10 protein-coding genes are annotated in these 14,488 nt (G+C 68.3%); 4 read left to right on the top strand and 6 right to left on the bottom strand.

The window, feature by feature from the left end:
- Nucleotides 1-20: 20 nt before the first annotated feature.
- A complete protein-coding gene (locus tag QUV35_RS09750; protein WP_300873163.1) occupies nt 21-581 on the top strand; it encodes a c-type cytochrome in 561 nt (186 codons plus the stop codon).
- Nucleotides 582-583: 2 nt separating this feature from the next.
- On the opposite strand, the gene QUV35_RS09745 is transcribed toward QUV35_RS09750, so the two are convergent.
- Nucleotides 584-1,390: a response regulator gene (locus QUV35_RS09745; RefSeq protein WP_300873161.1), complete on the bottom strand. Its 807-nt coding sequence runs from the start codon at nt 1,388-1,390 to the stop codon at nt 584-586.
- Nucleotides 1,391-1,615: 225 nt separating this feature from the next.
- Between QUV35_RS09745 and QUV35_RS09740 the strand changes: the two genes are divergently transcribed.
- Entirely contained in the window at nt 1,616-7,306 is a 5,691-nt protein-coding gene (locus QUV35_RS09740) for a response regulator (RefSeq protein ID WP_300873159.1), read from the top strand.
- 58 nt (nt 7,307-7,364) lie between these two features.
- On the opposite strand, the gene QUV35_RS09735 is transcribed toward QUV35_RS09740, so the two are convergent.
- Complete coding sequence (locus QUV35_RS09735) at nt 7,365-7,859, bottom strand: DUF1810 domain-containing protein (protein ID WP_366945414.1); 495 nt, start codon at nt 7,857-7,859, stop codon at nt 7,365-7,367.
- A 344-nt stretch (nt 7,860-8,203) separates the two neighbouring features.
- Here QUV35_RS09735 and QUV35_RS09730 point away from each other — a divergent pair, with 344 nt between their 5' ends.
- Complete coding sequence (locus tag QUV35_RS09730) at nt 8,204-9,355, top strand: ABC transporter substrate-binding protein (protein WP_300873156.1); 1,152 nt, start codon at nt 8,204-8,206, stop codon at nt 9,353-9,355.
- 75 nt (nt 9,356-9,430) lie between these two features.
- Here QUV35_RS09730 and QUV35_RS09725 read toward each other — a convergent pair whose 3' ends face one another.
- Nucleotides 9,431-9,625: a hypothetical protein gene (locus QUV35_RS09725; protein ID WP_300873154.1), complete on the bottom strand. Its 195-nt coding sequence runs from the start codon at nt 9,623-9,625 to the stop codon at nt 9,431-9,433.
- A 259-nt stretch (nt 9,626-9,884) separates the two neighbouring features.
- Here QUV35_RS09725 and QUV35_RS09720 point away from each other — a divergent pair, with 259 nt between their 5' ends.
- On the top strand, nt 9,885-11,090 hold the full coding sequence (locus tag QUV35_RS09720; protein WP_300873152.1) for an ATP-binding protein: 1,206 nt from the start codon (nt 9,885-9,887) through the stop codon (nt 11,088-11,090).
- Between the two features lie 68 nt (nt 11,091-11,158).
- Here the strand turns inward: QUV35_RS09720 and QUV35_RS09715 are convergent, their stop codons facing one another.
- The 3 genes from QUV35_RS09715 to QUV35_RS09705 form a co-directional block, all read right to left on the bottom strand.
- Nucleotides 11,159-11,551, bottom strand: a complete 393-nt coding sequence (locus QUV35_RS09715; RefSeq protein WP_300873150.1) for a RidA family protein — start codon at nt 11,549-11,551, stop codon at nt 11,159-11,161.
- 64 nt (nt 11,552-11,615) lie between these two features.
- Nucleotides 11,616-13,265 (bottom strand): AMP-binding protein, encoded by a 1,650-nt coding sequence (locus QUV35_RS09710; RefSeq protein ID WP_300873148.1) that lies wholly within the window; start codon nt 13,263-13,265, stop codon nt 11,616-11,618.
- Nucleotides 13,262-14,458 carry an acyl-CoA dehydrogenase family protein gene (locus QUV35_RS09705; protein ID WP_300873297.1) on the bottom strand — a complete coding sequence of 399 codons (1,197 nt, stop codon included), beginning with the start codon at nt 14,456-14,458 and terminating at the stop codon, nt 13,262-13,264. Before QUV35_RS09705 ends, QUV35_RS09710 begins: the two co-directional genes overlap by 4 nt.
- Nucleotides 14,459-14,488: the final 30 nt, after the last annotated feature.

Below are 14,488 nucleotides of genomic sequence, written 5' to 3'. Positions count from 1 at the left end.
AGCCGTCTCGCGCACGGGGAGTGCCTGCACTCCTCGCGCTGCTGCTGTGGGTCGGTGCCCCGGTTTGGGCGCAAGACGTGTCGGTGCGCCTGATGGCCTGTGCGGCCTGCCACGGGGCGGACGGCAACTCGCAGTTGCCCGGCATCCCGTCGCTGGCGGGTCAGCCCAGGGTCTTCATCGAAAACCAGCTCGTCATCATCCGCGAGGGTCTGCGCGAGATACCGGCCATGAAGGGCCAGCTCGATGGCGTGAGCGATGCGGAGATCACCGCCATGGCGGTGCACTTCGCCCGGCTGCCCGCGCGCAACACGCCGCCTGCGGGCGACCCGGCACTCATGGCGCAGGGCAAGGCACTGGCCGAGTCCATGCGATGCGGCACCTGCCACCTGCCCGACTACCGCGGACGCGAACAGATGCCCCGGCTGGCAGGCCAGCGTGAGGACTACCTGCTGTATTCGATGCTGCAGTTCAAGAACAACCAGGCCACCGGTCGAGACACCATCATGGCCGCCTCGCTCTACGGCATCGCCGACGCCGACCTGAAAGCACTGGCGCATTTCCTCGCACGCGCGGCACCGTAGGCCTACCCGCCGTCGCTCAACGTCACCAGCAACTGGATCACCTCGGCGCATTCTTCCTCGATGCGGGCGATGCGGTGCGACACCGCGGGGGACAGGCTTTTGTGGTCGGTTTGCCGGATCGACTCGGTCTGCTCCAGGATGGCCGACATTCGTTCGAACAGCTCGGAGGTGATCTGGTCGGCGCCGTGTGGTGCTGGCTGGCTGGGCGGCGGGGCTGGGCGTGGGGACGCAGCCCGGGGCAGGTCGAGCAAGGGCAGGGGCGTGGTGAACTGCTCGAGGATGTCGGTCGGTGCGAAGTCGGGCGTGTGTTCCGTCTGCCGGGCGCGCGCGGTCTGTGGCCTGGCGTCGGCGGCCAGTGCGGTCTTGCTGGTGAAATCGCCGTGGTCCGAGAAGCTCAGTTCGATGGCCTCGACCTGCTGGTTGATCAGCTGGTCCACGCGTTCGCGGATCTCCACCCGGTTCACGGGTTTGAGGAAAAAATCCACCGCCCCGAGCTCCATGGCGCGGCGGCGATAGCTCTCTTCGGTGTGCGACGTGACCATGATCACCTGGGTGTTGCGGGTGCGCGGGCTCTGCTGCATGCGCTGCATCACCTCGTAGCCGCTCAGGTCGGGCATGTCCACGTCGATCAGCATCAGGTCGGGCGCGTGTGCCTCGAGCTTCTTGAGGGCGTCTTCGCCCCGGACCGAAAAGTAGAGCTGGGCGCAGTCCATCAAGGTGCGCGCGAGCACGTGCACCATGGACGGGTCGTCGTCGACGATCAGCACGCGGCGGCGTTCGATCGTGGGGTCGTGCGTTGGGAGGGCCACGGCAGCTCCAGTTGTTGAGGGATCGATGTTCGGCCGATCCGCGCCGCCCAAAGGCGGGAAAAGAGCCCCAAGTCACCGCTTGATTCAGGTTTTCGCCGCCGCTGCCGACAAGACACTGAAGCCTCCTGCCGCAGGGATGGCCCTGCGAGCCTGGCCGTGCGATGGATCGCGGATGCCTTGCCGCCCCGATCTCCATCGCCACCGCCGTCACCGGAGCCTGCATCGATGAAATCCGAACTGCCCAGCCGCGGGAAGACGTTCGCCAGCTTCAGCCTGACGGCGGTGATCCTCTGCCTGGGTCTGATCGTCAGTGCGCTCGGCGCATACAGCCTGGCCGCGCGCGTGCGCGCCGATGCCCAGACGGATTTTTGGCGCAAGAGCGATCTGCTGGCGACCGAAGTCTCCCAGCGGCTGGCGTCGGCGGCCTATGGTCTGCGCGGTGCGCGGGGCGCCCATGCCGCGAGCGAACGGGTCGATCGCGACGAATTCCGGGCCCTGGTCGATTCGATGGACCTGCGCCGTGAACTGCCGGGCAGCCGTGGCCTTGGCTGGGTCGACCGTGTTCAGCGAGCCGACTGGCCGGCCTACCAACGTGCGATGCGCGCGGGTGATGCGCCCGGCATGGCGCTGCGCCAGTTCGGCGAGAAGCAGCACGACACCCTCTATGTCATCCGGTATGTCGAGCCGGAAGAACTCAACCCCGGCGCCATGGGCGCCGACATCGGCAGCGACCCGCGCGGTCGCGCCGCCATCGAACACGCCATCAACAGCGGCGAGACCACACTCACCCCGCCGGTGCCCCTGGTCCGGGACGGTTCGCCCTCGCCCGGCTTTCTGCTGCTGATGCCGGTGTACGCGGGCGGGGTGGTGCCGGCGACGGTGGAGGAGCGCCAGGCCAGACTCACGGGCGTGCTGTATGCCCCCCTGATCGCGCGCGACATGCTGCGCGGCATCACCGGCATCACGGACGACCTCGTCACCTTCCAGCTGTACGCCGGGCAGGCGCCGCCCCAGCCCGAAAACTGGGTGGCCGGCTATCACGTGATCGAGAGCGGAGAGGGCATCACCCGCACCACCGAGCCCCGGCTGGCGCCATCCGCCGCCTACAGCCAGCGCCTGCACTTCGAACTGTACGGGCGCACTTTCGTGCTGCAGACCAGCAGCACGCGCGCCTTCGAACGATCGGTGACACAGACGCCGGCATACGTTGTGCTCGGCGTGGGCGTGCTGCTCACGCTGGCGCTGGCCTGGATGGCGTCGCATGCGGTTCGCGCCCGCCTGCGGGCCGAGGCGCTGGCGCGCTCGATGACGATCAACCTCGAGCGGCTCGCAGTGGTTGCCCGCCGCACGTCCAACGCGGTGGTCATCACCGACACGGCGCGGCGCATCACCTGGGTCAATGACGGCTTCGAGCGCATCACCGGCTACACCATGGCCGAGGTGATGGGTCGGCGCCCCGGAGAACTCGTGCAGTTCGAGGGCACCGACGTGCAGGAGCTTGCCCGCATCCGGACCTCGCTGGATGCCGGTCAGCCCTACCACGGTGAATTGCTCAACCGCAGCAAGTCCGGGCGCGAGTACTGGATCGAACTCGAGATACAGCCGCTGATCTCCGACGCCGGCGACTTCATGGGCTTCATGGCGATCCAGAGCGATGTCACCGAACGTCGCCAGAGCGAGGCACAACTGCAGGCCAGCCAGGCGTTCCTGGACCGCACCGGGCGCATCGGCGGCGTCGGTGGCTGGGCGATGGACCTCGCCACCCGGGAGATTCTCTGGACCGACCAGACCTGCCGCATCCACGACCTCGAGCCCGGACACCGGCCGACCCTGAAGGAGGCCATGTCCTACTTCCCGCCCGAGGCACGGAGTGTGGTGGAGGCCGGTTTTCGGGAGGTGCTGGAAACCGGGCAGGGCTTTGATGTCGAACTGCCGCTGGTCACGGCCTCTGGCCGCTCCATCCGGGTGCGCGCCGTGGGAGAGCTCGATGTGCGGGGCGGTGTGCCACGCGGCCTGGTCGGGGCGATGCAGGACGTGACCGCCGCCCGACAGCTCTCCGAAGCCATGGAGCGCAGCCACGAACTGCTCACCAACGTGATCGAAAGCCTGCCGTGTGCGCTCAGCATGATCGGCGCCGATGGCCGCCTGCTGGTGGCCAACACCGAGTTCGGCCGCCTGTTCGGCCTGCCGGCCCACCTGTGCCAGCCGGGCGTGAGCCGGTTCGAGGACATGGTGCGCTTCAATGCCGAGCGGGGCGATTTTGGTCCGGGCGACGTGGAGCAACAGGTGCGTGAGCTCATCCACGCGGCGGTCACGGCCGGGAGCAAGCAGCAGTTCGAACGCATCCTGCCCGGCGGGGAGGTGATCGAGTTGCGCCGGGGCCGGATGGACAAGGGAGGCTTCGTCACCACCTATGTCGACATCTCGGCCCGGCGCGAAGCCGAAAACCAGGCCCGGCGCTCCAACGAACTCATGTCCAGCGCACTGGAGGTCACCGGAGCCGGCGTGGTGATCTTCGATGCCGCGGACGAGCTGGTGTTCATCAACGAACGCTACCGCGAGCTGTACCGCGAAATCGACGAAGTGCTGCGCCCCGGCGTGAAATTCGAGACCGTGGTGCGCGCCAGCCTGGCGCTGCACGAGCCGCCTGCCGCGCGCGGGCGCACCGAGGAATGGGTGGCCGAGCGGGTGCGCGATCACCGGCAGGGCGGTGACTGGCAGCGCAACATCCCCGGTGGGCGAACCCTGCGGGTGGTGGAGCGCGCCATGCCCGACGGCCATGTGGTGAGCTTTCGCTTCGACATCACCGAGGTCGTGCAGGCGGCGGTGGCGGCCGAGGCGGCCTCGCACGCCAAGAGCCAGTTCCTCGCCAACATGAGCCACGAGATACGCACCCCGATGAACGCCATCCTGGGCATGCTGTCGCTGCTGCAGCGCACGGGTCTGTCGCCGCGCCAGCTCGACTACGCCGCGAAGACCGAAAACGCGGCGCGATCGCTGCTCGGCCTGCTCAACGACATCCTCGATTTCTCCAAGGTCGAGGCGGGCAAGCTCACGCTCGATCCCTACCCTTTCAACCTGGACCACGTGTTGCGCGAACTGGCCACCGTGCTGTCGGCCAGCGTTGGCGAGAAGGAGATCGAGGTGCTGTTCGACATCGGCGCCGATGTGCCTCCGGTGCTCGTCGGCGACGCCCTGCGCCTGCGCCAGATCCTGATGAACCTGGCCGGCAATGCCATCAAGTTCACCGACTTTGGCGAGGTGGTGGTGTCGTTGCGCGCGCGGCGCGTGGGCGAGGCGCAGGTGATGCTCGATGTGGCCGTGCGCGACACCGGCATCGGCATTGCGCCGGAAAACCAGGCCCGCATTTTCGAGGGCTTCACGCAGGCCGAGGCCACGACGACTCGCCGCTTCGGTGGCACCGGCCTGGGGCTGGTGATCTGCCAGCGCCTGGTGGCCATGATGGGTGGCGAGCTCTCGCTGCACAGCGAGGTCGGACGCGGAACCGTGTTCCGCTTTTCCATCGCGCTGCAGTTGCCGGCGGCGGGGCAGGGCCTGCAGACCGAGCCTGCCGGGCGTGCACTGGACGTGTTGATCGTGGACGACAGCGACATCGCCCGCGACACCCTGTCGTCCATGGCCCGGGCCAATGGCTGGCGGGTGGAGGTGGTGGCCAGCGGAGAAGAGGCCATCGAGCGCCTGACGCAGGCACGCCAGCGTGGACGGCGCTTCGATGCCGTGTTCATGGACTGGCACATGCCCGGTCTTGATGGCTGGGAATCGGCGCGCCGGCTCAAGTCGGCGCCGCTGTGCGAGGCGCTGGACCTGCTGATCATGGTCACGGCGCATGGCCGCGAATGGCTGGAGAGCAAGGACCGCACGGAAAAGAACCTGCTCGACGGTTACCTGATCAAGCCCGTCACCGGCTCCATGCTGGCCGATGCGCTGACGCTGGCCCGCGAAGACCGTGCCGGCGGCCCGGCTGCCACCGCACAGACCCGGCGCCAGGAGGCACTGCAGGGCCTGCACATCCTGCTGGTGGAAGACAACGAGACCAACCAGCAGGTGGCCTGCGAGCTGCTGGCCGGCGAGGGTGCACGCGTCACCGTGGCGGGCAATGGACAGATCGCGGTGGACATGCTGGGCGCGGACGGCGCGGCGTTCGACCTGGTGCTCATGGACGTGCAGATGCCGGTGATGGACGGCTACACCGCGACCCGCTGCATTCGCGGCGAACTCGGCCTGGGCGCCTTGCCGGTGATCGCCATGACCGCCAACGCCATGGCCAGCGACCGCGAAGCGAGCCTGCAGGCGGGCATGAGCGACCACGTGGGAAAACCCTTCGATCTGGCGCAACTGGTGCGCACGATCCAGCGCCACACCGCACCTGCCCGGCACGCAGACGCTGCTGGCGAACGCGGTGCCGCCATCGAGGGGTCGGTGCTGCCGGCGCAGGCGCTGGCGTTGGCGGACGCGCAGGGCATCGACCTGGGTGCCGCATTGCACCGCATGGGCGGCAGCACCCGGGCCTATGCGCGGTTTCTCGGGCGCTTCATCGACGACCATGCGCGCCAGATGAGCGATCTGGAAACGGGTTTGCAGGCCGGTGACTTCAAGTCTGGTGCGCGCGTGGCACACACCCTCAAGGGCCTGGCCGCAACGCTGGGCATCACCCCGCTGGTGGACCTTGGCTCCCGAGCTGAAAAAGCGCTGGCTTCGGCCCGCCAGGCATCGCACGGGGAAGAAGCCTTGCGCCTGCTGAGGGGCTTCGATCCGGCACCCTTGCGCGCGCTGCATGATGCGCTGGCGCCGCCGACCGACGACGCCAGCGCAGGGAAGCCGTCGGCACCGCCGGTGCCAACCGCGGCGCCCGCGTTGCAGGGCCTGCAGATCCTGCTGGTGGACGACAGCGACATCAACCTCGATATCACCCGCCACCAGTTGCAGCGCCTGGGGGCGGTGGCCACCTGCGCCCGTTCAGGCGCCCAGGCACTGACGCACCTGGCCAGCTGGCCCCGGCGCTTCGATGCGGTGCTGATGGACGTGCAGATGCCCGACATGGACGGGCTGGAGACCACCCGCCGCATCCGGGGCGAACTGGCCCTGATCACGCTGCCGGTGATTGCCCTGAGCGCGGGCACCCGGCCGGATGACCGGCATGACGCGCTGGCCGCCGGCATGAACGACTTCTTGAGCAAGGAGCTCAACCTGTTGCAACTGCAGCAGGTTCTGCGCGAACACATCGAGCGCGCCCGCAGCAGCGGCGAGGCGGTCAGTGCCTTGCCGCCGGCACCGGCACCGGCAGCCGCGCCCTCCGATCCGGGCCCGTGGGGCGCGGTCCGGTGCATGGACCACCGCGCCGCGCTCGATCGCATGGGGGGCGATGAAGCGCTGTTGCGCCGCTCGCTGCGACGACTGCTCGACGAGTTCGGGCCGTTGCAGCGCGAGCCGCTGCCGGCCAGCGCCGACGCGGTTGCGCGCGCATCGATGGCCGCCCGCATGCACAAGCTCAAGGGCGGTGCCGGCATGGTGGAAGCGCGCCCGCTGGCCGCTGCGGCGCGGGTGCTGGAGGACCTGCTGCGTGCCCAGTCTCCCTGGAACGCGGTGCTGCAGCAGTGGCCACCGCTGTGCGCTGCGCTGGCCGAACTCGAAGAAGCCACCGGCGAGCTGTGCAGCCCGCAGCCTGCCTCCGGAACCGTCGTTCAGGGCGCCAGTGCGATCGGTGATCCAGCGCTGGCGCAGTTCCGCCAGCTGCTGCTCGACCAGAACCTGGAAGCCCTGTCGTTTTTTGCCGGGCAGCGCGGCGCACTGGCCGCGCGGCTGGGGCCGGCACCGGTGCAGCGCCTGTCGGATTTGCTCGACACACTCGATTTCGAGGAAGCCGCCGGCCTGATCCCGCACAACAGCGCGGTGTGACCCGCTGCGGTGGCGCCGGGCCGGGTGAGGCGGTCCTGCCGCCGGCCAGGGCGGCCGGTCAGCGCATCGGCCAGAGCGATGCAGCCGACAGGTTTTGCTGGGGTGGGCCGTCGGGTCGCGCGCCGGGCGCGGAGCTGCTGGCGAGGCCGCACAGGCGCAGGGTTTCCGGGTCTTTCGAACCGTTGAAGAAGGCCTGCAGTGCCAGACGGAAGACCAGTTCCTGCGGGGCGGCTTCGCTGAACAGGGTCATGCAGGAGAAAAACTTGAGATCGTCAGGAACGCCCAGGATCTGGCTGGCCGCCTGCTGGGTGTGGCGCAACACGGCGGTCGTGCACTCGTGCAGGCGGCGGCCCAGCACCGGGTGTTTCTGGTAGGCGCGGGCTTCGTCGAGACATTCGATGCCGTAAAACTGCGCCTTCTGGCTGCTGCCCAGGCCGCGGTGCTGGGGAAAGACGAACCAGATCCAGTGGCTGTGCTTGCGACCCGCCCTGAGTTCTTCCAGCGCCTGTGCGTACACCGGTTCCTGGGCGTCGAGAAATCGTTGGAGGTTCATGGCGGGCTCTGCTGCGGCGAAGCGTGCAAACTATCACGCGGCCCACGCCGGGCCCACCACATGTGGGGGATGTTGCAGTGCAAGGTAAGGACCCATCCTGCGGAGCCCGCAGGCGGGCCCGCCTTGCAAGGTCCCACCACCCCCGCCCACCAACTCCACCCGGGCCTTGTCGGCGCGCACGAGCGGCGCACAGCCCGATGAGCGGTTGAATGGGTGGACCAAGTGCCTCGGCACACGGTACGGGGGTGGGTAGCATCGAGTGATACAAATGTTTGCAATGTGCGCGTCGGCGGGGAGTGCCTCCCGACGCGGCCTCCGATGCCTTTTCTGGAGCCATCCACCCCATGACACCTTCCTCCGCTTCGGGTCTCACCCGCCGCCATTTCACGGGATTCGTCGCTGGTGTTGCCGCACTCGGCGCACCGGGCTTGCGTGCGCAATCGGGCAACCGCATCGTGCTGGGCCAGTCGGCGGCCTTCACCGGTGCCGCAGCGCAGCTGGGCATCCAGTTCCACGCGGGTGCCAAGCTGTATTTCGACCAGATCAACGGCCAGGGCGGGGTGAACCAGCAGCGCATCGAGATCCTGCAACTCGACGACGGCTACGAGCCCGACCGCTGTGCCGAAAACACCAACAAGCTGATTGCAGCCGATGTGTTCGCGCTGTTTGGCTACATCGGCACACCCACCAGCGTGGCCGCGTTGCCGCTGGCCTTCAAGGCCGAACTCCCCTTCTTCGCGCCCTTCACCGGCGCCATGGGCCTGCGCCAGCCGTTCAACCGGCTCGCCTTTCACCTGCGCGCTTCGTACAACGACGAGACCGAGCTGATCGTGCGCCAGCTCACCAACCTCGGTCTGAAGAAGATCGCGGTGTTCCACCAGAACGACGCCTACGGCAAGGCCGGACTCGACGGCACGGTGCTCGCGCTGAAGGCCCGCAACCTGGAGCCGGTGGCCACGGCCACGGTGGAGCGCAACTCGGTGGAAGTGGCGCAGGCGGTCGAGAAGATCAATGCGGCCAAGCCCGATGCGGTGGTGCAGATCAGTGCCTACAAGTCGTGTGCGGCCTACATCCGCGCGGCCAAGGCCGCAGGATACGGCGGTACTTTCTACAACGTGTCCTTCGTGGGCACGCAGGCGCTGGCCGACGAACTGGGCAAGGACGGCGCCGGGGTGGTCGTGTCCCAGGTGATGCCCACGCCGTACACGGCGTCCAAACCGATCTCGCGTGAGTTTCAGGAGGCCATCGCCAAAGGTGGCAACAAGGTTCAGGCCAACTTCTCCAGCATGGAGGGTTTCCTGGCCGCCAAGCTGTTCGCCGAAGGCCTGCGCCGGGCCGGCTCGCGCATCTCGCGCGACAGCCTCATCAGCGGCCTGGAGTCGATCGGCAACACGTCCATGGGGGGGTACTCGATTTCGCTGAGCCCGACCAACCACGTGGCCTCGCGCTACGCCGAGTTGTCCATGCTGACGGGCGACGGACGCGTGCGCACCTGAATGCCCGCATCGGGCCCATGAAAAACGCCAGCGAAAGCTGGCGTTTTTCATGGGCCTGCGGCGCGGCGTCGGTGATCAGCCCTGCTGGCACAGCGCGTGCGGGCGCTCCCAGCCGCTGCCGTTGCGGGGCCATTCGACCAGGACGCCGTCGGCGGTCTGGGCCACGACGCGGCCGTCTGTGCGGTCCAGGCTGCCCTGGTGGAGGCGGTTGACACGAACGCCGACCGGGAAACGGGGCGTCTGGAAAAGGGTTTGGAGGTACTTCAACATCAGGGAGCTCACTAGGGTTAACCCGCATTTTAAGCGATCCTCAGCTGAACCAGCTGATTCATCAGAACAGCTAATGAACCATCAGGGGCCGGGCCCCACATGGGCGCAGCGGGATGGCACCGGCTTTCCTGGTCAAAAAGGGGACACTTTTCCCGACCTTTTGGCCGATACTGAAATCCGGAACCGCCGGCGCGCCCATCAAGGGGCCCGGGCCGGGTCTGCCGATCGCCCTTCCTGCACCCCACACGAGCGAGACGCCATGGACAACACGTCGGCCTTTCCTGAACGCTCCACGGGCCCTGACGCGCTCTACGACCATGCCGCCTGCGGGCTGGTCTGCGTTGACGCCGGGCTGAGCGTGGTCCACATCAACCGCACCCTGGTCCGATGGCTGGCACTGGATGCCACCGCGATCGAGTCGGGTCGGCCGACGCAGGCCACCGACTTCCTCACGCTCGTGGGCCTGGACGACGCGCATTCGCGCGCGTTGCTCGGCGCGCATCTCGCCTTGCTGGCCCGTGGTCGCGCGGTCGCTCCCCTGGAGCTGGACCTGGCGGGGCCGCAAGGCAGGGTGTTTCGGGCCGAGTTCGGCGTGGAGCCGGTGCTCGGTGCCCAGGGGCAGTTTCTGTGCGCCAGTGCGGTGGTGGTGGACGCCACCGAGCGCAGCCGCGCCGAGCACCAGTTGGCCGAGCTCAAGCGGACACTCGAGGAGCGGGTGGCCCGGCGCACCAACCAGCTGGTGGCGGCGAACCGGGACATCGACGTCTTCTCGCACAGCGTCTCGCACGACCTGCGCGCGCCGCTGCGCCACATCTCCAGTTTCGTTGCGCTCGCCCAGGAGCGGATCGGACCGAACGGCGACAGCCAGCTGTTGCAGTACCAGGCTTCCATCGCCAAGGCCAGCAAACGCATGGGCCTGATGATCGAAGGACTGCTGGAGTACGCCCGCATGGGGCGGGTGTCGCTGGCCCGGCAGCAGGTTCCCTTGAGCCCGCTGGTGCATGGCGTGGTGCGGCACCTTCAGGCGGAGCACCCGGCGCGCGCGATCGAGTGGGTGATCGATGACGATCTGCCCCAGGTGCGTGGCGACGCGATCCTGCTGGCCGAGGTATTGCGCAACCTGCTGCAGAACGCGGTGAGCTTCACCCGCACCCGCCCCCTGGCCCGCATCGAGGTGGGTCAGTGGGCCGACAGCTCCGGCGAGCGGGTGGTTTTTGTGCGCGACAACGGCGTGGGCTTTGATCTGGAACATGCGCCCAACCTGTTTGCGCTGTTCCAGCGCCAGCACCATTCCATGGACTACGAGGGCATCGGGACCGGCCTGGCGCTGGCGCAGCGCATCGTCGAGCGGCACGGCGGGCGCATCTGGTGCGAATCGGCGTCCGACGCGGGCTGTGTGTTCGCCATCAGCCTGCCGGCGCAGGTGATCGACCCCGAAAGTGAGTTCGGCCGTCTGCCGGGCTGATGCAGCGCTTGAATGCCGCGGCTGCCACGCCCCGGGGCGGTTGGACGACCTGGCCGCTGGTCTCCCCGTCAGTCCGGCACGACCGCCGTCACCTCGATCTCCACCCGGGCCCGCGCCTCCACCAGCGCGCTCACTTCCACACAGGTCATGGCCGGAAAGTTCTTGCCCATGACCTCGCGGTACACCTCGCCGAGTTCGCGCAGGCGGGCGTTGTATTCCACGCGGTCGGTGATGTACCAGGTCATGCGCACCATGTGCTGCGGCTCGGCGTCGGCGCAGGCCAGCACCTCGCGGATGTTCAGCAGCGCCTGGCGGGTCTGCTGGATGAAGTCGTCGCTCTCGAACGTCTGGCTGGCATTCCAGCCGATCTGGCCGCCGACGAAGACGTGGGTGCCGCGCGCAGCGATGCCGTTGGCGTATCCCCTGGGGGCAGCCCAGCCGGGCGGTTGGAGGTGTTTCATGTGAGAGCCGTCGTTTCAGGAAAACAGAGGTGGTGGATGGGGCCGCCAGACCAGGCGAGGGGTGTCAGGTACCCGCGCGCTGGCGCAAGGCAAAACGCTGCAACTTGCCGGTTTCGGTGCGCGGCAGCTGGTCCACGAAGACCACCTCGCGCGGGTACTTGTAGGGAGCGAGGCTGTGTTTCACATGGTCTTGCAGCGCCTTGACCTGCAGGGCGTCGGCGGTTTCGCCGGGCTTGAGCACCACGAAGGCCAGCACGATCTGGCCGCGCTCGTCGTCGGGCTTGCCCACCACGCCGCATTCGGCCACGGCCGGGTGCTGCATCAGCGCGGCTTCCACCTCCGGTCCGGCCACGTTGTAGCCGGCGGTGATGATCATGTCGTCGGTGCGGGCCTGGTAGAAAAAATAGCCGTCGGCGTCCATGCGGAAGGCATCGCCAGGGAAGTTCCAGCCGGCCGCCACGTACTGCGTCTGGCGCGCGTCGTCGAGGTAGCGGCAGCCGGTGGGTCCGATCACGGCAAGCCTGCCCACTTCACCGGCAGGCAAGGGTTCGCCGGCGTCATTCACCACGCGCGCCGTGTAGCCCGGCACCACCTGGCCGATGGCACCGCGGCGCACCGATTCCGGGGCTGAGGAGATGAAGATGTGGAACATCTCGGTGGCACCGATGCCGTCGATCATCTCCAGCCCGGTGGCCTTTTTCCAGAGCTGTCGCGTGGCGTCGGGCAGGCCCTCGCCGGCGCTCACACTGATGCGCAGCTGGCCGATGCCGTGCAGTTTTGCGAACGCAGCCATCTGCCGGTAGAAGGTCGGTGCGGTGTAGCAGATGGTGGCGCCCACGCGGGCGATGAGCTGCACCATGGCCTCGGGCGTGTAGGCGATGGAGGGGAAATACACGCTGGCGCCGGCCCACATGGGAAACACCAGCAGACCGCCCAGGCCGAAGGTGAAGGCCAGCGGCGGCGAGCCCACCACGATGTCGTCGGGCGTGGCGCGCAACACATGGCGCGGCCAGGTTTCACAGGCGGCGAGCAGGTCGCGGTGGCTGTGCACGGCGGCCTTGGGCGTGCCGGTGGTGCCAGAGGTGAAGGCCAGCAGCGCGATGTCGGTGGCCGCGGTGGTGCAGGGGATGCTGTGCTCGCTCTGGCGGGCAGCCAGGGTCTCCAGCGAATGGGGCACGTCGGCGCCGCCGGTGTTGAACACCAGCAGCGACATGCCCGAGGTGTCCGGATCGGCGGCCAGTGCGGCCTTGAGTTCGTCCTGCAGTTTTGCGTCGCACAGCGCAACCGAGGGCTTTGCCTTGGCGATGATGGCGCCGAGCTCTTTGGCACGCAGCAGCGGCATGGTCGCCACCGCCACCAGACCGGCCTGCACCGTGGCCAGCCAGGCCAGTGCCATGGCCACCGAATTGCCACCGCGCAGCAGCACGCGGTTGCCGGGCACCAGGCCGAGATCCACGGTGAGGGCGTTGGCGATGCGGTTGACCTCGGTCTGCGCCTGCGCGTAGCTCAGGCTGTGCTCTTCACTTCGGAACAGGGGACGCCCGGCATGACCGGCACGGCGCGCGCGCTCGAACAACGCCTGCACCGCATTGACCTGCGCCGGGAACTGCAATTCGGGCCGGTCGAAGCGCAACTCGGGCCATTGCCCGGGCGGCGGCAGGTGATCGTGCACGAAGTGGTCTGCCTGGGCGGAAGGAAAGGCCGTGTGGTTCATTTCAGTGCGGCCTTCCCGAGGATCAGCAGTTGCACCTCGCTGGCACCTTCGTAGATGCGCAGCGAGCGGATGTCGCGGTACAGGCTCTCGACCTTCTGGCCCACCTGCACGCCGCGTCCGCCAAACAGCTGCACGGCCATGTCGATCACGCGCTGCGCGTTCTCGGTGGCGGTGAGCTTGGCGGCGGCCGCCGCCGTGGTGTAGGCCGCCGTGCCCATGCCCTGGGTGGCGCTGCAGTCGCGCTGCCAGGCTGCGCGGTAGGTGAGCAGGGCGGCAGCGTCGATCAGGGCGCTCATCTCGCCCAGGCGCGCCTGTGTGAGCTGGAAGTCGGCCAGCCGCTGGCCGAACATCTGGCGGCGTCTGGCCTGCGCGACGCTTTCAGCGAACGCGCGGCGCGCCATGCCGAGCGCGGCCGCGGCGACCGACGCGCGGAAGATGTCCAGTGTCTGCATGGCCAGCTTGAAGCCACCGTGCAGCGGACCCACCATCGCGTCCGGTGCGATCGTGCAGTCGGTGAAACGCAGCGTGGCCAGCGGGTGCGGCGCCATGACGTGGATGTGTTCGCTGCTGTCCAGACCCGGGTGTCGGGCCTTCACGATGAAGGCGCTGATGCCGCGCGCACCGGCCTGTGGGTCGGTCTTGGCGAACACCAGGTAGAAGTCGGCCAGATCGCCGTTGCTGATCCAGGTCTTGGTGCCGTTCAAGGTCCAGCCGTCGGCGGTCTGAACGGCTTGTGTGGTCATGGCGGCGACGTCGGAGCCGGCGTCGGGTTCGCTCAGCGCAAAGGCCGCGATCTGCTGGCCGCTCGCCACGTCGCGCAGGTGGTTCGCCTGTTGCGCGGGCGTGCCGGCGAGCGTGATCACGCCGCTTCCCAGCCCCTGCATGGCAAAGGCGAAGTCGGCCAGCGGGGAATGGAAGGCCAGCGTCTCGCGCAGGATCACCAGCGAACGCGAATCGAGGGCGGGCAGGGCGCCGCCATGCGCCTCGGGCACGCAGTAGCGCAGCCAGCCCGCTTCGCCCAGCCGCGCCACCCAGTCGCGGCAGGCAGCGCGGTCGTCGGCTTCGTTCACGTGTTGCAGCGCTGTCCAGTCGGCCAGGCGCGGTGCCATGGCGCGGTGGTGCGCGTCGAAGAAGGGCAGTTCCCACTGCGACTGCGGTGGGTGCATGCCGTGGGGGTGTTCGAAGGCAACCATCTCAGGCCGGCCCATGGCCGTTTTCTGCCG

This window comes from Hydrogenophaga sp., from assembly GCF_030373225.1.
Lineage (GTDB): Bacteria > Pseudomonadota > Gammaproteobacteria > Burkholderiales > Burkholderiaceae_C > Hydrogenophaga.
This window is presented reverse-complemented; position numbering and strand designations above follow the sequence as displayed.

What these genes read in the sequence shown, in the direction of transcription:
- QUV35_RS09710 (WP_300873148.1), bottom strand. Translation starts at nt 13,265, where the DNA reads ATGAACCACACGGCCTTTCCTTCCGCCCAGGCAGACCACTTCGTGCAC.
- QUV35_RS09720 (WP_300873152.1), top strand. Translation starts at nt 9,885, where the DNA reads ATGGACAACACGTCGGCCTTTCCTGAACGCTCCACGGGCCCTGACGCG.
- QUV35_RS09735 (WP_366945414.1), bottom strand. Translation starts at nt 7,859, where the DNA reads ATGAACCTCCAACGATTTCTCGACGCCCAGGAACCGGTGTACGCACAG.
- QUV35_RS09725 (WP_300873154.1), bottom strand. Translation starts at nt 9,625, where the DNA reads ATGTTGAAGTACCTCCAAACCCTTTTCCAGACGCCCCGTTTCCCGGTC.
- QUV35_RS09730 (WP_300873156.1), top strand. Translation starts at nt 8,204, where the DNA reads ATGACACCTTCCTCCGCTTCGGGTCTCACCCGCCGCCATTTCACGGGA.
- QUV35_RS09705 (WP_300873297.1), bottom strand. Translation starts at nt 14,458, where the DNA reads ATGGTTGCCTTCGAACACCCCCACGGCATGCACCCACCGCAGTCGCAG.
- QUV35_RS09740 (WP_300873159.1), top strand. Translation starts at nt 1,616, where the DNA reads ATGAAATCCGAACTGCCCAGCCGCGGGAAGACGTTCGCCAGCTTCAGC.
- QUV35_RS09715 (WP_300873150.1), bottom strand. Translation starts at nt 11,551, where the DNA reads ATGAAACACCTCCAACCGCCCGGCTGGGCTGCCCCCAGGGGATACGCC.